The sequence below is a fragment of the Streptomyces sp. NBC_00887 genome, assembly GCF_045207585.1.
In genome coordinates this window covers 3,398,567-3,415,370 of sequence record NZ_CP108788.1, presented here as the reverse complement: position 1 = coordinate 3,415,370, position 16,804 = coordinate 3,398,567, and the positions used below count along the sequence as shown (strand labels likewise).

Annotated in this window: 17 protein-coding genes and 3 pseudogenes; 9 read left to right on the top strand and 11 right to left on the bottom strand. The window is 71.0% G+C overall.

What is annotated here, in order from left to right:
- The first annotated feature begins 52 nt into the window (after window positions 1-52).
- Window positions 53-358, top strand: a complete 306-nt coding sequence (locus tag OG844_RS15605; RefSeq protein ID WP_351169465.1) for a 4a-hydroxytetrahydrobiopterin dehydratase — start codon at window positions 53-55, stop codon at window positions 356-358.
- On the opposite strand, the gene OG844_RS15600 is transcribed toward OG844_RS15605, so the two are convergent.
- A complete protein-coding gene (locus OG844_RS15600; RefSeq protein WP_406390767.1) occupies window positions 291-1,328 on the bottom strand; it encodes a LysR family transcriptional regulator in 1,038 nt (345 codons plus the stop codon). The genes OG844_RS15605 and OG844_RS15600 overlap by 68 nt on opposite strands.
- Before the next feature lie 90 nt (window positions 1,329-1,418).
- Between OG844_RS15600 and OG844_RS15595 the strand changes: the two genes are divergently transcribed.
- Complete coding sequence (locus OG844_RS15595) at window positions 1,419-2,162, top strand: class I SAM-dependent DNA methyltransferase (RefSeq protein WP_406390766.1); 744 nt, start codon at window positions 1,419-1,421, stop codon at window positions 2,160-2,162.
- 58 nt (window positions 2,163-2,220) lie between these two features.
- Here OG844_RS15595 and OG844_RS15590 read toward each other — a convergent pair whose 3' ends face one another.
- Window positions 2,221-3,072 carry an NmrA family transcriptional regulator gene (locus OG844_RS15590; RefSeq protein WP_406390765.1) on the bottom strand — a complete coding sequence of 284 codons (852 nt, stop codon included), beginning with the start codon at window positions 3,070-3,072 and terminating at the stop codon, window positions 2,221-2,223.
- 92 nt (window positions 3,073-3,164) lie between these two features.
- Between OG844_RS15590 and OG844_RS15585 the strand changes: the two genes are divergently transcribed.
- The gene (locus OG844_RS15585; protein ID WP_406390764.1) at window positions 3,165-4,109 is read left to right on the top strand and encodes an AraC family transcriptional regulator; all 945 of its coding nucleotides are present in this window, start codon (window positions 3,165-3,167) and stop codon (window positions 4,107-4,109) included.
- Window positions 4,110-4,159: 50 nt separating this feature from the next.
- Window positions 4,160-5,086 carry a class I SAM-dependent methyltransferase gene (locus OG844_RS15580; RefSeq protein ID WP_406390763.1) on the top strand — a complete coding sequence of 309 codons (927 nt, stop codon included), beginning with the start codon at window positions 4,160-4,162 and terminating at the stop codon, window positions 5,084-5,086.
- A gap of 9 nt (window positions 5,087-5,095) precedes the next feature.
- Here OG844_RS15580 and OG844_RS15575 read toward each other — a convergent pair whose 3' ends face one another.
- The 4 genes from OG844_RS15575 to OG844_RS15560 all read right to left on the bottom strand — a co-directional run bounded on the left by OG844_RS15575 (window position 5,096) and on the right by OG844_RS15560 (window position 9,612).
- Window positions 5,096-5,569, bottom strand: coding sequence for an RICIN domain-containing protein (locus tag OG844_RS15575; RefSeq protein ID WP_406390761.1), 474 nt, complete (start codon window positions 5,567-5,569; stop codon window positions 5,096-5,098).
- Between the two features lie 86 nt (window positions 5,570-5,655).
- Window positions 5,656-6,489, bottom strand: coding sequence for an aldo/keto reductase (locus OG844_RS15570; protein ID WP_406390759.1), 834 nt, complete (start codon window positions 6,487-6,489; stop codon window positions 5,656-5,658).
- A 198-nt stretch (window positions 6,490-6,687) separates the two neighbouring features.
- On the bottom strand, window positions 6,688-8,487 hold the full coding sequence (locus OG844_RS15565; RefSeq protein WP_406390757.1) for an AMP-dependent synthetase/ligase: 1,800 nt from the start codon (window positions 8,485-8,487) through the stop codon (window positions 6,688-6,690).
- Window positions 8,488-8,715: 228 nt separating this feature from the next.
- Entirely contained in the window at window positions 8,716-9,612 is an 897-nt protein-coding gene (locus tag OG844_RS15560) for a LysR substrate-binding domain-containing protein (protein WP_406390755.1), read from the bottom strand.
- Window positions 9,613-9,730: 118 nt separating this feature from the next.
- Here OG844_RS15560 and OG844_RS15555 point away from each other — a divergent pair, with 118 nt between their 5' ends.
- Window positions 9,731-10,762, top strand: a complete 1,032-nt coding sequence (locus OG844_RS15555; protein WP_406390753.1) for a bile acid:sodium symporter family protein — start codon at window positions 9,731-9,733, stop codon at window positions 10,760-10,762.
- Window positions 10,763-10,792: 30 nt separating this feature from the next.
- Window positions 10,793-11,008: a DNA-binding protein gene (locus tag OG844_RS15550; protein ID WP_406390752.1), complete on the top strand. Its 216-nt coding sequence runs from the start codon at window positions 10,793-10,795 to the stop codon at window positions 11,006-11,008.
- 150 nt (window positions 11,009-11,158) lie between these two features.
- Here the strand turns inward: OG844_RS15550 and fdhD are convergent, their stop codons facing one another.
- The 5 genes and pseudogenes from fdhD to OG844_RS15525 form a co-directional block, all read right to left on the bottom strand.
- Entirely contained in the window at window positions 11,159-12,007 is an 849-nt protein-coding gene (fdhD, locus tag OG844_RS15545; RefSeq protein WP_406390750.1) for a formate dehydrogenase accessory sulfurtransferase FdhD, read from the bottom strand.
- Between the two features lie 5 nt (window positions 12,008-12,012).
- A pseudogene (locus OG844_RS15540) lies at window positions 12,013-12,171 on the bottom strand (Fe-S-binding domain-containing protein); the annotation flags it as partial.
- Window positions 12,170-12,990, bottom strand: a pseudogene (locus OG844_RS15535) (molybdopterin oxidoreductase family protein); the annotation flags it as partial. The pseudogenes OG844_RS15540 and OG844_RS15535, both read right to left, overlap by 2 nt.
- Complete coding sequence (locus OG844_RS15530) at window positions 12,987-13,166, bottom strand: hypothetical protein (protein WP_406396403.1); 180 nt, start codon at window positions 13,164-13,166, stop codon at window positions 12,987-12,989. The gene OG844_RS15530 and the pseudogene OG844_RS15535, both read right to left, overlap by 4 nt.
- Window positions 13,141-13,314: pseudogene (locus tag OG844_RS15525) on the bottom strand (2-dehydropantoate 2-reductase N-terminal domain-containing protein); the annotation flags it as partial. The pseudogene OG844_RS15525 and the gene OG844_RS15530, both read right to left, overlap by 26 nt.
- Window positions 13,315-13,586: 272 nt before the next feature.
- On the opposite strand from OG844_RS15525, the gene OG844_RS15520 reads away from it, so the two are divergent.
- The 3 genes from OG844_RS15520 (at window position 13,587) to OG844_RS15510 (ending at window position 16,736) form a co-directional block, all read left to right on the top strand.
- Window positions 13,587-14,537, top strand: a complete 951-nt coding sequence (locus tag OG844_RS15520; RefSeq protein WP_406390748.1) for a beta-ketoacyl-ACP synthase III — start codon at window positions 13,587-13,589, stop codon at window positions 14,535-14,537.
- 65 nt (window positions 14,538-14,602) lie between these two features.
- Window positions 14,603-15,280: a GntR family transcriptional regulator gene (locus OG844_RS15515; RefSeq protein ID WP_406390746.1), complete on the top strand. Its 678-nt coding sequence runs from the start codon at window positions 14,603-14,605 to the stop codon at window positions 15,278-15,280.
- Between the two features lie 274 nt (window positions 15,281-15,554).
- On the top strand, window positions 15,555-16,736 hold the full coding sequence (locus tag OG844_RS15510; RefSeq protein WP_406390744.1) for an ROK family protein: 1,182 nt from the start codon (window positions 15,555-15,557) through the stop codon (window positions 16,734-16,736).
- Window positions 16,737-16,804 lie beyond the last annotated feature (68 nt).

Below are 16,804 nucleotides of genomic sequence, written 5' to 3'. Positions count from 1 at the left end.
CCGTAACGTCACGGGCACTGCTGATCGCACCGATCCCGGTAGGAGCTGCCGCATGCCTGCTGAACCGCTGTCCCCGCACGACATCGAGGCCGGTCTGCGCGACCTGCCCGGCTGGGAACTGGAGGGGGACAGGATCACCCGTACCTACCGGCTGCCGTCGCATTTCGCCGCCACCGGGCTGACCGTCCACATCGCCCGGATCCAGGACGAGCTCAACCACCACTCGGACCTGACTCTGGGCTACAACACCGTGCGCCTGTCCGTGAACTCGCACGACGCGGGCGGCGCGGTCACACAGAAGGACCTGACGCTGGCAGGCCGGGTGGAGGCGGTGGCTCCGGGTCACGGAGCGACGTGACGGCCTCCCAGGACGTCGGACCGAACCTGGGATGGGCGGCGAGCCAGCGCGTGTAGCTGTCGCTGCGCCGCACCGCCTCCGCGTACGCCGAGCGGGTGTGCCCGCTCACCGCACCGGCCGCTCCGTCCGCCGCGGGGGAGCGGGGGTTCCGGCCCAGCAGATGGCGCCAGCTCAGTGGCGAGCCCGCCAGGGGCCGGGTCACCAGTCCCTGCGTCGGCGGGAACGTGGCCCGGCACAGCCCGATGGCCCGCCCCACCTGCACCAGGTGGACGACGGACGTCGTGTCCGTCTCGTACACCGACAGCGGAGTGAAGCCGGCCCGGGCGCAGGCGGTGGCGAAACAGTCCGCGAAACAGCCGTCCCCCGGCACGTCGGCCCAGGATTCGCCTGCCAGCGCGGAGAGTTCGAGCTCCGTCTCGCCTGCCAGCACATGGTTCTCCGGCAGCATCACGAACACCGGGTCGATGCCGATGACCTGCCAGACGAGCCGGTCCGCCATGGGCGGCGGGCTCTCGCCGCAGACACCGATCAGCGCGAAGTCGAGCCGTCCTTCGATCAGCAGCGAGGCGATCTCGGCCACCGACCACGAGGTGTACGTCGTCACCGGCGCCGTCGGATGCGCGGCGGCCAGCCGGTCGACGAGGCCGCCCAGCAGCGGACCGTGCGTCCCGCCGAGCCGGAAGCGCTCCACGGTGGCCCAGGCGTTGGCGAAGCGCACCGCCTCCTCCTGGAGCTCGCTCACCGCGGGCAGCACCACCCGGGCCCGTGTCAGCACCAACTCACCGAGCAGGGTGGGCCGGGCACCCGTGTGGTCCCGGTCGAAGAGCGGGCCGCCGAGGGTCTTCTCGATCCGCCGCAGCTGCGCACTGAGCGCGGGCTGTGCGAGCCCCAGAGCGGCAGCCGCCTTGGTGAGACTGCCTGTGTCGGCGATGGCCCGCACCGTGCGCAGATGACGTAACTCCAGCTCCATGAGCGCACGTTATGTCCGCCACCACTCACCGGCAATACATCCGGCACCCATTGTGCGCCGCGGTCGGGACGGGCCTTCTGGACTCGCCCCGTGCTGGACCACAACGCCGAAGCCGCCGTCTACGACGCCACCCGGGGCGGGGTGCCCCGCGCCGACGCAGCCGCCCGCGCCGTACTCGGGCTGGTGCCGCAGTCCGCCCGCCGGCTGGTGGACGTCGGCTGCGGTACGGGACTCGTCACGGAGCGGATCGCCCTCGCGCGCCCCGCACTGCGGGTGCTCGGCACCGACACCTCGTACGGCATGGCGCGGCCGGCCGGGCAGCGGATCGGAGCGGTCGCCCTCGCCGACGCCCGGAGGCTGCCGCCGGCCGGTGCGACGGCCGATGCCGTCAGCGCGGTCTGGCTGCTGCACCTGCTGCGGGGCGACGGCGAGGTGCGGGCCGTGGTGGCCGAGGCGGCGCGAATACTCCGGCCCGGAGGCGTCTTCGTCACGACGGTCGACAAGGACGCGGGGCACCACGTGGGCAGCGGCATCGACGCGCTGCTCGCCCCGTACAGCGCCCACCGGCCGTACGACTCCGCGGACCTGGTCACCGCGTACGCCGACTCCCACGGCCTGGAACGGGTGGGCGGGGCAGGGTTCGCCGGCCACGGTCAGGGCCGCACCCCCGGACGCGCGGCACGCTCGGTGCTGCGGGGTGACTACGCCGCACGCCTGTCGCTGCCCGGGACGGCGGCGGAACGGCTCGCGGCGGAACTCACCGCGCTGCCCGACCCCGACCGGCAGCGTCAGGACCCCTCCTACCGGCTGCTCGCCTTCCGCAGACGGGGCTGAGCCGTCCCGCCGCGCCGCGCTCCGGCGATCCGGCCGCCCGGCAGCGGCGGGGAAGGCCTCAGCCGCGCCAGGCGCCGTCCTCGGCGGCTTCCCGGGCGAACGCGGAGAAGTCCTTCGCCTCCCTGCCCAGTGCTCGCTTCACACCGTCCGTCGTCATGGCGTTGTGTCCGTCCATCAGCATCGTGAACAGCTCGGCAAGGAACTCCGCCTCCGCCACCGGCATGCCGAACTGCTCCAGCGCCGCCGCGTACTGAGGCCCGGTCACCGGTACGTACCGCACCTCGCGCCCCGACGCGCGGGTGAGTTCGCCCGCCACCTCTTCGAAGGTCAGCAGCCTCGGTCCCGTCAGCTCGTGGACCGTGCCCGCGGGAGCCTCGCCGGTGAGGACGGCCACGACCAGATCGGCCAGGTCGTCCGCGTCCACGAACGGCTCGCCCGTCGAGCCCGCGGGAAAGACGAGCTCCCCGGTCAGCACTCCGTCGAGAAGGGCGCCCTCGCTGAAGTTCTGCGTGAAGAACGCCGACCTCACGACGGTGAGTTCCGCGTCCGGAGCCGCTTCCCGCAGCGCCGCCTCCGCGATCACGGCCTGCGGCTCACCACGCCCCGAGAGCAGCACCAGCCTCCGTACACCGGTCCGCGCGGCGGCCCGTCCGAAGGCGGCCATCGCCTCCGGTGCCGCGGGTGACGCCAGATCGGGGTAGTACGCGACGTACGCCGCGTCCGCACCGCGCAGAGCGTCCTCCCAGCCGCGCTCGTCCTCCCAGTCGAAGGGGACGTCGCCCCCGCGCGAGCCCGCCCGGACCCGCACCCCGAGGGCGTCGAGCCGCTCCGCCACACGGCGACCGGTCTTGCCCGTGCCGCTGGTCACCAGCACTGTTTCCCGCTTCTGGTTCTCCGTGTTCGTTGTCATGTCCCAAGCCTCGCCGGGATGCCGGGAGCGGAACATCCTCCACAGACTCATCTCCATACGCGTGCGTCCAATGAGGTCATAGGCTGGCGGCCATGGACGCACTCGCCGGGCTGCTGGACGGACCGCGGGCCAGAGGTGCCTTTCTGCTCCGGATGGTGATGAGGCCGCCCTGGTCGGTCCGGATCGAGGACCACGCCCCGCTCTGCCTGATGTCCGTGACCCGGGGTGAGGTGTGGGTGCTCCCGGCCGGCGGCGCCGACCCCACCCTGCTGCGCCCCGGCGACATCGCCGTCGTCCGCGGTCCGGACCCCTACACCGTCGCGGACGCGCCCGGCACGGTGCCGCACGCGCGCGTCGGACCCGGCGGCATCTGCACCACGCTGCACGGGGAGCCGCTCTCGGAGTCGATGCAGCTGGGCGTACGGTCATGGGGCAACGCACCCGACGGTACGACCACCGTTCTCGTCGGAACGTATCTGCTCGACGGCGAGATCAGCAGCCGCCTGCTGGACGCGCTGCCACCGCTTCTCAGCCTCCCCTCCGACAACAGGAGCGGTCCTCTGCTGCAGCTGCTCGACGGCGAGATCTCACGCGACGAACCCGCGCAGAGCGTGGTCCTGGACCGCCTGCTGGACCTGCTGCTGATCGCGGTGCTCCGTACCTGGTTCGCCCGGCCCGGTGCCGAGGCGCCCGCCTGGTACCGGGCGATGGGGGACCCTGTCGTGGGACAGGCCCTGAGGCTCCTCCACAACGGTCCGGCACACCCCTGGACGGTCGCCTCGCTCGCCGCCGGAACCGGAGTGTCCCGGGCCGGACTGGCCCGGAGGTTCGCCGAACTCGTGGGAGAGCCCCCGATGGCCTACCTGACCGGCTGGCGCCTCGCCCTGGCCGCCGATCTGCTGCGCGAGACGGATGCCACGATCGACGCGGTCGCGCGCAAGGTCGGCTACAGCGGCTCCTTCGCGTTCAGTGCCGCCTTCAAACGCGTGCGCGGCCTCAGCCCTCAGCAGTACCGCAACGGGAAACAGGCTTGCTGAAACAGCAAGGAAACTGGCCCCCGGTGGCCCCTCAGGGAGAAGGTGAGCCCATGAGCAAGCACACCGCGCACGGCCACGGTCACGGCCACACCCACACCCATGCCCACGCCCACCGCACCGAAGACCTCGACTGGGACACCGTGGGTCCGAGCCTCGAGGAGGAGGCCGAACTCAGCAGGCCCCAGTACGAGGCAGCCGCCCGTTGGATCGCGGAACTCCCCGGGGCCCAGGACGTGCGCAGAGTCCTCGACATCGGCAGCGGCCCCGGCGTGATCAGCTGTCTGCTCGCCGAGGTGTTCCCCGGGGCGGAGATCGTCGCCGTCGACGGCACTCCGGCCCTCCTGGAGCGCACCCGGGCCCGCGCGGACCGGCACGGCTTCGGGGAGCGGGTGCGGACCGTGCACGCGGAGCTCCCCGAGGACCTGGGGAAACTGGACGAAGCCGATCTGATCTGGGCGGGCAACTCCCTGCACCACATCGGCGACCAGCGGGGCCTCCTCGCGGGCTTCGCCGGGCTGCTCCGCCCCGGCGGCACCGTCGCCCTGCTCGAAGGAGGACTGGCCGCCCGTCAGCTTCCCCGCGACATCGGCATCGGCAGGCCGGGACTGGAAACCCGGCTCGAGGCGCTCCACGCCGACCGGTTCGAGGACATGCGGGCGGGACTTCCGGACAGCACACGGGAGATCGAGGACTGGAGCGCCCTCCTCACCGCCGTCGGCCTGGCGCCGCAGGGCACCCGCAGCTTCCTGCTCGATCTGCCCGCCCCGCTCACCGGCGTCGCGCGCGACCGCACCGTCACCGAATTCGCCCGCAGGCGCGAGGCCTTCGCCGACCGGCTCACTGCCGAGGACGCCGCGACGCTCGACCGGCTGCTGGAACCCGGTGACCCCGAGGGGCTGCGGCGGCGCCCGGACCTCTTCCTGCTCTCCGCGCGCACCGTGCACCTGGCCCGGCGGGAGCCCCGCACGGCGGACTGACGTACCGGGTCAGGACTCCGGCACAGGCTCCAGCCGCCACCACTGGCCGGGGGAGTCGGTGTCCTCCCACTGCTGGACGTTGGCCCCGTCGTCGGTGGCCCCGTCGGCGACCTCCAGGGCGAGTCCGCTGACGAAGCTGACCAGCGTCACGGTGCCGGGTGCCTCCAGGTGCTGCTCGATGAGCCATTCCTGGGCACCGAAGTTGTTCGCCTTCCACTGCTGGACGTTCGCGCCGTTCTCCGTGGAGGCGCCGGCGACGTCCAGCCGCTTGCCGCTGTGCGCGTTGACCAGGTGGTACAGGGCGGCGCCCTCGTGCACGGGGTCGAGCCGCCAGTGCTGGGCCGCGGTTCCGTTCTCCTTGCCCTGCTGGACGTTGGCGCCGCTGCCGGTGGCCCCGCCGTACACCTCGAGCAGCAGTCCGCTGCCCACGTTCCGCAGGCGGTACACGCCCGCCTCGACGACGGGCGCGGTCTCCCCGCTCATGGTCCGTTCCCCCTCCGGTGTGCTCGGGTACGGTGCCCCGCCGCAGGGGCGGGGCACCGTCACCTGTGGTCTCAGGCGCCCACGGCTCAGGCGCCCACGGCGAATTCGGCCGGGTCGGGGCCGATGCGCTTGCCCTCGTCCAGCGCGGCGAACGCGGCGAGGTCGTCCGCGTCCAGCTCGAAGCCGAACACGTCGAGGTTCTCCACGATCCGCGACGGCGTCACGGACTTCGGGATCGCCACGTGGCCGGTCTGCAGATGCCAGCGGAGCACCGCCTGGGCGGGGGTCCGGCCGTGCTTCCGGGCGATCGCGACGACCGTCGGGACGTCGAGTCCCTTGCCCTGCCCCAGCGGGGACCAGGCCTCGGTGACGATGCCGTGCCGCGCGTGGAAGGCGCGGGCCTCCGCCTGCTGGAGCTGGGGGTGCAGCTCGATCTGGTTGACCGCCGGGACGACGGAGGTCTCGTCGATCAGGCGCTCCAGATGCGCGGGGAGGAAGTTCGACACGCCGATGGCCTTGGCGCGGCCGTCGGCGTGGATCTTCTCGAGGGCCTTGTACGTGTCGACGTAGGCGTCCTTGGCCGGCAGCGGCCAGTGGATCAGGTACAGGTCGACGTAGTCCAGACCCAGCTTGTCCAGCGAGGCGTCGAAGGCCCGCAGTGTCGAGTCGTAGCCCTGGTCGCCGTTCCACAGCTTGGTGGTGACGAACAGCTCGTCACGCGACACACCGGAGGCGGCGATGGCCTTGCCGGTGCCCTCCTCGTTGCCGTAGATCGCGGCGGTGTCGATGCTCCGGTACCCGGACTCGATGGCCGTGGCGACGGCCGTCGTGGCCTCGTCGTCCGGCACCTGCCAGACACCGTAGCCGAGCTGCGGCATCTCGAGACCGTTGTTCAGGGTGATGGAGGGGACCTGGCTCACGAGCAGTCGATCCTTACGTTGTCGGTTGGTACTCCCGTTGAGAAACGATCAACGAAGCCTATGCATTCCCGTCTGCGGAGAACCGGCGAACGGGAGAACCGGCGAACGGGAGGACCGGGCACGCCGGAACCCAGGGCGCACGCAGCGTGACGACCGCCGGCACCAGCCGCATCAGAAGCCTCAGTGGTCAGTGGTGGGTCAGTGGTAGAGAGCGTCGACCTCGGACGCGTACGCCGTCTCGATCGCCTTGCGCTTCAGCTTGAGCGACGGTGTCAGCAGACCGTGCTCCTCCGTGAACGGGTGCGCCAGGATACGGAACGTGCGGATGGACTCCGCCTGCGACACCGCCGTGTTCGCGGCCACGACGGCGCGTCGGACCTCCATCTCCAGATCCGGGTCCCGCACCAGGTCCGCCGCGCGCATCGGCGCACGGCCCTGCATGGCGAGCCAGTGGTCCACCGACTCCTGGTCCACGGTCACCAGCGCGGCGATGTAGGGCCGGTCGTTGCCGACGACGATGCACTGCGCCACCAGCGGATGCGAGCGCACCCGCTCCTCCAGGCCGGCCGGGGCGACGCTCTTGCCGCCCGACGTCACCAGGATCTCCTTCTTGCGCCCGGTGATCGTCAGATAGCCCTCCTCGTCGAGTGCGCCGAGGTCCCCCGTGGCCAGCCACCCGTCGTGCAGCACGGCGTCGGTCGACTTGGGGTCGCCCAGGTATCCGCCGAAGACATTCGCGCCGTGGACCCAGATCTCACCGTCCTGGGCGATGTGCACCGTGGACCCGGGGATCGGCTGCCCGACCGTGCCGTACCGGGTGCGCTCGGGCGGATTGGCCGTCGCCGCGGCGGTCGACTCGGTGAGGCCGTAGCCCTCGTAGACGATGACGCCCGCGCCCGCGAAGAACAGTCCGAGCTGACGGTCCATGCCGGAGCCGCCCGACATCGCGTGCCGCACCCGGCCGCCCATCGCGTCGCGGACCTTCTTGTAGACGACCTTGTCGAAGAACTGGTGCTGCATCCGGAGCCCGGCGGAGGGGCCGGGGCCCGTCCCGAACGCCCGCTCCTCCAACGCCTCCGCGTACTTCACCGCGACCTCGACGGACTTGTCGAAGGGCCCGATCCGGCCCTCCGCCTCCGCCTTGCGGCGCGCGCCGTTGTAGACCTTCTCGAAAATGTGCGGCACCGCCAGGATGAAGGTGGGCCGGAACGACACCAGGTCCGGCATCAGTGCCTTCGCCGACAGCTCCGGCTGATGGCCCAGCTTCACCCGGCCGCGCAGCGCCGCGATCTCCACCATGCGGCCGAAGACATGGGCGAGCGGCAGGAAGAGCAGCGTCGCCGCCTCGTCGCCGGGCTTGGAGTGGAACACCGGCTCCCAGCGGCTGACCATGGTGTCGGCCTCGAACATGAAGTTGGCGTGTGTGATCACACAGCCCTTGGGGCGTCCCGTCGTACCGGAGGTGTAGATGACGGTGGCCACGGAGTCGGGCGTCACCGCGCGCCGGTGCCTGTGCACCGTCTCGTCGTCGATCTGGACCCCCGCGTCCACGAGCTCGGTCACCGCGTCGGCGTCCAGCTGCCAGAGCCGCTTCAGGTTCGGCAGCCGGTCGATCACCGAACCGATCGTCATCGCGTGGTCCTCGTGCTCGACCATGACGGCCGCGACCTCGGCGTCATGGAGCATCCACAGGACCTGCTCGGCCGACGACGTCGGGTAGATCGGCACGGACTGGGCGCCGACCGTCCAGAGCGCGAAGTCGAAGAGCGTCCACTCGTAGCGCGTACGGGACATCAGGCCGACGCGGTCGCCGAAGCGCACGCCGTGCGCGATCAGACCCTTGGCCAGCGCCAGTACCTCGTCGCGGAAGACAGTGGCGGAGACGTCGTGCCACTGGCCGTCCGCGTCCTTGCGGCCGAGGGCGATCCGGTGGGGATCGTCCTCGGCATGGTCGAAGACGGTATCGGCCAGACCGCCGACTTGAGGGGCGGCTGCCATGGGTGGGACAGTGAACTCGCGCAATGACCTGCTCCTTGTGGCGCTCCGCACGGCGCCGCGACGCTACCCCACCGAGCGTGTGAGCGGGAGGGTCCGAAGTCTCCGGATAACGTGGCATCTGCACAGGTCAGCCACTGAAATCGGGCCAGATGGGCAAGGCTCGGGCGCACTTCTGACCGCCGGGTAAGTAGCTCGCACGGGAATCTCCACGGAATCTGTACGCGGTGGTTACGCGCGCTCCGGGTGGGCGGGCAGGTCCGTCACCCGGTGAAGACGGTCGCCACCCGCGAGGACCGCCGCAGCCAGGGCGTCGGCCGCCTCCTGCGCGGCGACGTCCCTGCGCCTCCCGTGCAGCAGGACGAAGTCCACGTCGCCGAGCTCCGGGAGCCCCGCCCTGGTGGGCACCGGGACCAGCCCCGGTGGAATCAGCCCACGCGTGTGCGCCATCACCCCCAGGCCCGCGCGGGCGGCGGCGATCAGGCCGCTCAGGCTCCCGCTCGTGCAGGCGAACCGCCAGGATCTGCCGTGCTCCTCCAGGACCTCCAGGGCACGGGCCCTGGTGATGCCGGGGGGTGGGAAGGCGATCAACGGGAGCGGCCGGTCCGGGTCGATCCTCAGCTGCGGGGCGCCGATCCAGGCCAGCGTGTCCTGCCAGACCACCTCGCCGTGCGTGTCCCCGGTGCGCCGCTTGGCGAGTACGAGGTCGAGCCGGCCCGCCTCGAGCTGCTGGTGCAGCGTCCCGGACAGCTCCACGGTCAGTTCCAGCTCGACCTCGGGATGCTCGCGCCGGAAGGACTCCAGGATCTCCGGCAGCCGCGTCAGGACGAAGTCCTCGGAAGCCCCGAAGCGCAGCCGTCCGCGCAGCCGGGTGCCGGTGAAGAACGCCGCAGCCCGCTCATGGGCCTGCAGGATCGTCCGAGCGAAGCCCAGCATCGCCTCACCGTCCTCGGTGAGGTCGACCCGGTGGGTGTCCCGGACGAACAGCTGCCGGCCCGCCTCGGCCTCCAGCCGCCGTACGTGCTGGCTGACCGTGGACTGCCTGATCCCGAGTCTGCGTGCCGCCTGGGTGAAACTCAGGGTCTGCGCGACGGCCAGGAACGTGCGGAGCTGGACCGGTTCGTACATGGGCACAGGCTATCGCGAATCGTGATGACAGTCAGAGCGGTATACCGGATTCCCGATCACGGTGATCAGGAGCAGGATGGGGAGGGCACGACTACGCCGAGAGAGCACGTGGGAGCACATGAGCAGCCGCACCAGCCGCCGTATCCCGACGCTGCCGTCCTGGCTGCCGGTGGACCCGTACATCCTGGCGCTGATCGGCACGGTGGCCCTCGCGGCGCTGCTGCCCGCTTCGGGAGCGGCCGCCGACGTGGCCTCGGGGGCGTCGACCGGGGCGGTCGCCCTCCTCTTCTTCCTCTACGGAGCACGTCTGTCGACCGCCGAGGCGCTCGAAGGACTGAAGCACTGGCGGCTCCATCTCACGGTCCTGGCCTGCACCTTCGTCGCGTTCCCGCTGCTGGGTCTCGCGAGCCACGGCCTCGTGCCCTACGTGCTGACCCCACAGCTGCAGGACGGCTTCCTCTTTCTGTGCCTGGTCCCTTCGACCATCCAGTCGTCGATCGCCTTCACGTCGATGGCCCGCGGCAACGTACCGGCCGCGATCTGTGCCGGTTCCTTCTCCAGCCTTGCCGGGATCCTGCTCACCCCGCTGCTCGCCGCCCTGGTGCTCGGAGGTGGCACCGGGGGCTTCTCGGCGGACTCCCTGGTGAAGATCGTCCTCCAGCTCCTGGTGCCCTTCCTGGCCGGACAGCTGCTGCGCCGCTGGGTCGGCGGTTTCGTCGCCCGCCACAAGAAGGTGCTGAGCTACGTCGACCGCGGATCGATCCTGCTCGTCGTCTACACGGCGTTCAGCGAGGGCGTCGTCGGCGGAATCTGGCACCAGGTCACCCCGGTCCGGCTCGGTGCGCTCATGGCCGCGGAAGCGGTTCTGCTGGCGCTGATGCTCTCGCTGAGCTGGTACGGGGCGAAGCGGCTCGGCTTCGGGCGCGCGGACCGGATCGCGATCCAGTTCGCCGGGTCGAAGAAGAGCCTGGCCGCCGGACTGCCGATGGCGAGCGTGCTGTTCGGCGCCCACGCGAGCCTTGCCGTGCTGCCGCTGATGCTCTTCCACCAGATGCAGCTGATGGTCTGCGCGGTGATCGCCAAGCGCCGCTCGCGCGATCCGCTGCCGGAGTCCGGTGAGATGTCACAGGTGCCCGTTACGGTGGGCTGACAAGAGCCCCGCGCCGGAAGGACGACACCGTTGACGAGTGACAGCACCACACCGCCGGACGACTTTCCGCACGGCGTAGGCAATCCGGCCCGCCGCGCCCTGCACGCGGCGGGCTACACCGCGCTGGACCAGCTCCCGGCCATCAGTGGGACGGAGTTGTTGCGGCTCCACGGCGTGGGACCGAAAGCCGTGGGAGTGCTGCGTGCGGCGCTGGAGGCGAAGGGGCTCTCGTTCGCCGGGGAGTGAGCGCGGAGAGTGAGCGCGGAGCAGCGCCTGCGGGGCGCCGAGCCGGATAGGAGACCACGGGCACGGACGGTCGTGGCACGGAGGGCCCGGCCGGCGCAGGGGGCGCTCCCCGCCGGCCGGACCCCTGACCCGTGCAGCGGGCGGGGCATCTCAGCCCTGGCTCACCGCTGCCTCCAGGGCGATGCGGTGCTCACCCGCGTACACGTTCATGGACGGACCCCGCAGGAAGCCCACGAGGGTCAGTCCGCTCTCGGCCGCCAGATCCACGGCCAGCGACGACGGCGCGGACACCGCCGCGAGCATCGGGATCCCCGCCATCACGGCCTTCTGCACCAGCTCGAACGAGGCGCGCCCCGACACGAGCAGGATCGTCTGCGAAAGGGGCAGCCGATGGTCCGTCAGGGCCCGCCCGACCAGCTTGTCGACCGCGTTGTGGCGGCCGACGTCCTCCCGGATGTCGAGCAGCTCCCCCTCCGGCGAGAACAGGGCCGCCGCGTGCAGACCCCCGGTCCGGTCGAAGACCCGCTGCGCCTCGCGCAACCGGTCGGGGAGGGCGGAGAGCAGCGCGGGTTCCACCCGGACCGGGGGAGTGTCGGCGACGGGATGCCGGGTCGTGGTGCGGACGGCGTCCAGGCTCGCCTTGCCGCAGAGCCCGCACGACGACGTCGTGTAGACGTTGCGCTCCAGCGTGATGTCGGGGACCACGACACCCGGCGCGAGCTTCACGTCGACCACGTTGTACGTGTTCACGCCGTCGGCCGTCGCGCCGGCGCAGTACACGATCGACTGCACCTCGGAGCCCTCACCGAGCACGCCCTCGCTCACCAGGAAGCCGGCCGCGAGCGCGAAGTCGTCTCCCGGGGTGCGCATCGTGATGGCGAGCGGTTTGCCGTTCAGCCGGATCTCCAGGGGCTCCTCGGCGACGAGGGTGTCGGGGCGCGTGGTGACCGCCCCGTCCCGGATGCGGATGGTGCGGCGACGCTCGGTGACCCGTCCCATAGCCGTTAAACCCGATTCTGTACGTGTCGGTAGCCGAAGCGGCCTTTGATGCAGAGGTTGCCGTGGGTCACCGGGTTGTCGTGCGGTGAGGTGACCTTGACGACTTCATTGTCCTGCACATGGAGCGTGACATTGCAGCCCACGCCGCAGTACGCGCAGACGGTTCCAGGCCCGCTCGAACTTCTGCCGGTACCGAAGGGCGAGGATGTCCTGGAAGCCGGGCAGCTTGCTGGGGATGGCGCCCATGTCGCCGCCGCCCTGCACGTTGTTCTGCCCGCGCAGGGGCTGGACCCCGGAGCCGTACCGTCCGACGTGGGCGGCGAGCAGGGAGAGATTGATCAGCGCGCGGACGTTGTCGGTGCCGTTGTGGTGCTCCGTGATGCCAAGGGTCCAGCACACCTGGGCCCGCTCGGCCGTGGCGTAGGCATGGGCGAGCGGAATGTCGGTCCCGACGTTGAGCCCGAGCCAGCTCTCCGCCCACTCGGCGGTCGAGGTGCGGCGCGGGTCGACCGCGTTCATGCGGGCCCCGTTGCGGATGCCCTTGAGGACGTGCCGGAAGAAGATCGGGTGGGCGAAGCGGGCGTTGGAGCCCCACATCACGATGAGGTCGGTGTGCTCCACCTCCTCGTAACTGGAGGTCCCCCGCCCGATCCGAAGGTGGCCGACAGCCCGGCGACGCTGGGGGCGTGGCAGGTGCGGTCGCAGCTGTCGACGTTGTTGGTGCCCATCACGACGCGGGTGAACCTCTGCGCCACGTAGTTCATCTCGTTGGTGGCGCGGGCGCAGGACAGCATGGCGAAGGCATCGGGGCCGTACGCGTCACGGGTCTGCCGGAATCCGGCAGCCGCCCGTGCCGGTGCCTCGTCCCAGCTCGCGCGCCGCAGCACGCCGTCGGTGCCGCGGACCAGAGGACGGGTGAGGCGCTCGTGGGTCTTCGGCTGCCGGCCCTTGCGGTTCCGGGGGCCCGTGCGGTCGCTGTTCATGGTGCGCTCCCTGCTGGGGCCGAGGAGGTGGTGGCGAGGAGATCGGCGAGCGCGTGCACCGCGCGCAGCGTCGGTACGGGCGTGCCGCCCAGCGAGGCCGGCTCGACGACGGCCGCGAGCAGCACGTCGAGTTCGAGGGGCTTGCCCTTCGGCGGCGGGCCGTGCGGTGAAGTCACCGCGCGGGCTGAGCACGCGCACGCCGTCACGGCGCATGGCCGCCAGATGCGGGCCCCGGGCGATGGGATGGACCTCGGCGCCTGCGCGGTGGAGCGCGGCCCCGACACAGGCGCCGATGGCACCGGCACCGACAACTGCGACGTTCACGGGGCTCTCCGTTCGGTGAGAGGACCGAGCGAGGTGTCAAGTCGAAGGCATATTGTCTACAGTATGCCTTCAGGGGAAATACTCCTGACAGCGGGTGACTTCATCGCCGGGGTTACGGTGGGTGCACAGCGGTAGGCGCGTAAGTTCCCGGGAAGCCGTTCGAGACGCTCCAAGCTCCGGCCCATATATCTGTGGGGTTACGTGCCCTTGTACCGATCGGTAGCAACCAAGACTGGATAGTTCCTGCCATACGTAGCGAGGGGAACCCGTACATGACCGGCTCACGTGTCGTGGCGCTCGGCCACTATCAGCCCGCCAAGGTGCTCACCAACCACGACCTGGCCGCCATGGTGGACACCAGCGACGAGTGGATCACCAGCCGAGTCGGCATCAGGACCCGGCACGTGGGAGGCCCCGACGAGCCCGTGGACGAGCTGGCCGCGCACGCGGCCGCCAAGGCGCTGGCGGGAGCAGGCCTGCAGCCCTCCGACATCGATCTGGTCCTCGTTGCCACCTCCACGGCGATCGACCGCTCGCCGAGCATGTCGGCGCGGGTCGCGGCGCGGCTGGGTATGGGTTCGCCCGCGGTGATGGACATCAACGTGGTCTGCTCGGGTTTCACGCACGCGCTGGCCACCGCCGACCACGCCATCCGCGCGGGGGCCGCCACCCGTGCCCTGGTCATCGGTGCGGACAAGATGGGCGACATCGTCGACTGGACCGACCGTTCCACCTGTGTCCTGATGGGCGACGGTGCGGGCGCCGCCGTCGTCGTCGCCGACCCGGGCGCCGGCGACCGGCCCGGGATCGGCCCGGTCCTGTGGGGTTCGGTACCCGAGATGGGCAACGCGGTGCGGATCGAGGGGACGCCCTCGCGGTTCGCGCAGGAGGGTCAGTCCGTCTACCGCTGGGCCACCACCCAGCTGCCGCCCATTGCCCGCAAGGTCTGCGAGAAGGCCGGCGTCACCGTCGAGGACCTGGCCGCCGTCGTGCTGCACCAGGCCAATCTGAGGATCATCGAACCCGTCGCCAGGAAGATCGGCGCGGTCAACGCGGTCATCGCCCGGGATGTCGTGGATTCCGGCAATACGTCCGCCGCGTCGATCCCGATGGCCCTGTCCAAGCTGGTCGAGCGCGGGGAGGTCGGGAGCGGTGCTCCGGCCCTGCTCTTCGGCTTCGGAGGCAACCTCTCTTATGCGGGCCAAGTGATCCGCTGCCCCTGAATCGCATGGTGCTCGGTAGACTGTAGACGATAGGCAATTGCCCGGCGCCCGGAGGGGGAACCGCGATGTTGTCCGCAGGACTGCCGCAAGGAACGGTGCCGAAGCTGGATCGGCCGGGGCCGCTGCGCGAGCGTGTCTACGAGGCGCTGCTCGAGCTGATCACCACGCGCGCGCTCGGCCCCGGTCAGCACCTCATCGAGAGCGAACTGGCCGGGCACCTCGGGGTGTCGCGACAGCCGGTGCGCGAGGCGCTCCAGCGACTGAACACCGAGGGCTGGGTGGACCTGCGGCCCGCGCAGGGCGCCTTCGTCCACGTACCCACCGAGGAGGAGGCGGACCAGCTGCTCTCGGTCCGTACGCTCCTGGAGGCCGAGGCGGCCCGGCTCGCCGCGGCCAACTCCGGGAGTGCCGGCATCGAGGCCCTCGAAGCGCTCTGCGTCAAGGGGGAGCGGGCCGTCGCCGACGACGACGTGGACCTCGCCGTCGCCACGAACGCCGCCTTCCATGCCAAGGTGATGGAGCTGGCCGGCAACGTCGTCCTCTCCGAGCTGGCCGCGCAGGTCGACCGCAGGGTCCGCTGGTACTACACGCCGGTGGCCCGCCGGCGTGGCACCCGGTCCTGGATCGAGCACCGCTCGCTGATCGCGGCCATCTCCTCGCGGGACGGGCAGCGGGCGACCGAGATCATGCGGGCGCACACGGAGCACACGCGCAAGACGTACCACGAGCGCGAGAAGAGCTGACCGTCGCGCACGGGAAGAAGGCCGGGGCCGACCGCCCCGGCCTTTTTTGCACGTCCAGGCCCTTCCCCTGACGCCGTGCCACCCTCGTCGGATCCGGCGCGGCGGGCTGTCGGTGCCTCCGTCGGGAGGCGCCCCGGGCGACCTTTGTCCTCGGTGTGGAGAAAGTTGGAGCGGATTCCCGCTCAACTTCTTCCCAGTCGGGGAAAGCGCTGCTACGTTCCACTCGAAAGCCCGACGGACTGGCCGATGTGGCGGGGAGGGACGCGTGAGACGGATGACGGCACGACCTGCAAACGCCCATCAGGCGCGGCTGCTCCGGCTGTTGCGTGACGGCGGGCCCAACTCCCGGGCGCAGCTGGGTGACCAGGTCGACCTCTCGCGTTCCAAGCTCGCCGTCGAGGTGGACCGGCTGCTGGAGACCGGACTCGTCGTCGCCGACGGACTCGCCGCCTCACGTGGCGGACGCCGTTCGCACAACATCCGGCTCGCTCCCGCACTGCGGTTCCTCGGCGTCGACATCGGCGCCACCTCCATCGACGTGGCCGTCACCAACGCCGAGCTGGAGGTGCTCGGCCACCTCAACCACCCCATGGACGTGCGCGAGGGACCCGTCGCCGTCTTCGAGCAGGTGCTGGCGATGGCGTCCAAGCTGCGCGCCTCCGGGCTCGCCGAAGGGTTCGACGGCGCCGGCATCGGCGTACCCGGTCCGGTCCGCTTCCCCGAGGGCGTCCCGGTCGCACCGCCGATCATGCCCGGCTGGGACGGCTTCCCGGTCCGCGAGGCACTCAGCCAGGAACTGGGCTGCCCCGTCATGGTCGACAACGACGTGAACCTGATGGCCATGGGGGAGCAGCACGCGGGCGTCGCACGCTCCGTCGGCGACTTCCTCTGCGTCAAGATCGGTACGGGCATCGGCTGCGGCATCGTCGTCGGCGGAGAGGTCTACCGCGGTACGACGGGAAGCGCCGGCGACATCGGACACATCCAGGTGGAACCCGACGGACGCGCCTGCGCCTGCGGCAACCGGGGCTGCCTGGAAGCCCACTTCAGCGGAGCGGCCCTCGCACGCGACGCGGAGGACGCGGCGCGCGCGGGGCAGTCCGCGGAACTGGCGGCCAGACTGGAAGCGGCCGGAAAGCTCACGGCCATCGATGTGGCCGCTGCCGCGGCAGCGGGTGATCCCACCGCGCTGGACCTGATCCGCGAAGGCGGAAACCGGGTCGGCCAGGTCATCGCCGGACTCGTCAGCTTCTTCAACCCGGGTCTTGTCGTGATCGGCGGCGGGGTGACCGGACTCGGCCACAATCTCCTGGCCAGCGTCCGGACGCAGGTCTACCGGCAGTCCCTGCCGCTGGCCACGGGCAACCTCCCCATCGTCCTCGGTGAGTTGGGGCCGACCGCCGGAGTGATCGGCGCGGCCAGGCTCATCAGCGACCACCTGTTCTCGCCGGCCTGATGTCCGGGCCGGCGCGCCGCTCACCAAGCGTTCCGCAGCCACCTCCGTAACAGCCCGTTCCGAGCTCT

Bases quoted from the DNA above. Each gene is read 5' to 3' on its own strand.
- OG844_RS15590 (WP_406390765.1), bottom strand. From the start codon at position 3,072: ATGACAACGAACACGGAGAACCAGAAGCGGGAAACAGTGCTGGTGACC.
- OG844_RS15585 (WP_406390764.1), top strand. From the start codon at position 3,165: ATGGACGCACTCGCCGGGCTGCTGGACGGACCGCGGGCCAGAGGTGCC.
- OG844_RS15575 (WP_406390761.1), bottom strand. From the start codon at position 5,569: ATGAGCGGGGAGACCGCGCCCGTCGTCGAGGCGGGCGTGTACCGCCTG.
- OG844_RS15555 (WP_406390753.1), top strand. From the start codon at position 9,731: ATGAGCAGCCGCACCAGCCGCCGTATCCCGACGCTGCCGTCCTGGCTG.
- OG844_RS15515 (WP_406390746.1), top strand. From the start codon at position 14,603: ATGTTGTCCGCAGGACTGCCGCAAGGAACGGTGCCGAAGCTGGATCGG.
- OG844_RS15600 (WP_406390767.1), bottom strand. From the start codon at position 1,328: ATGGAGCTGGAGTTACGTCATCTGCGCACGGTGCGGGCCATCGCCGAC.
- OG844_RS15565 (WP_406390757.1), bottom strand. From the start codon at position 8,487: ATGGCAGCCGCCCCTCAAGTCGGCGGTCTGGCCGATACCGTCTTCGAC.
- fdhD (WP_406390750.1), bottom strand. From the start codon at position 12,007: ATGGGACGGGTCACCGAGCGTCGCCGCACCATCCGCATCCGGGACGGG.
- OG844_RS15580 (WP_406390763.1), top strand. From the start codon at position 4,160: ATGAGCAAGCACACCGCGCACGGCCACGGTCACGGCCACACCCACACC.
- OG844_RS15520 (WP_406390748.1), top strand. From the start codon at position 13,587: ATGACCGGCTCACGTGTCGTGGCGCTCGGCCACTATCAGCCCGCCAAG.
- OG844_RS15605 (WP_351169465.1), top strand. From the start codon at position 53: ATGCCTGCTGAACCGCTGTCCCCGCACGACATCGAGGCCGGTCTGCGC.
- OG844_RS15560 (WP_406390755.1), bottom strand. From the start codon at position 9,612: ATGTACGAACCGGTCCAGCTCCGCACGTTCCTGGCCGTCGCGCAGACC.
- OG844_RS15510 (WP_406390744.1), top strand. From the start codon at position 15,555: ATGACGGCACGACCTGCAAACGCCCATCAGGCGCGGCTGCTCCGGCTG.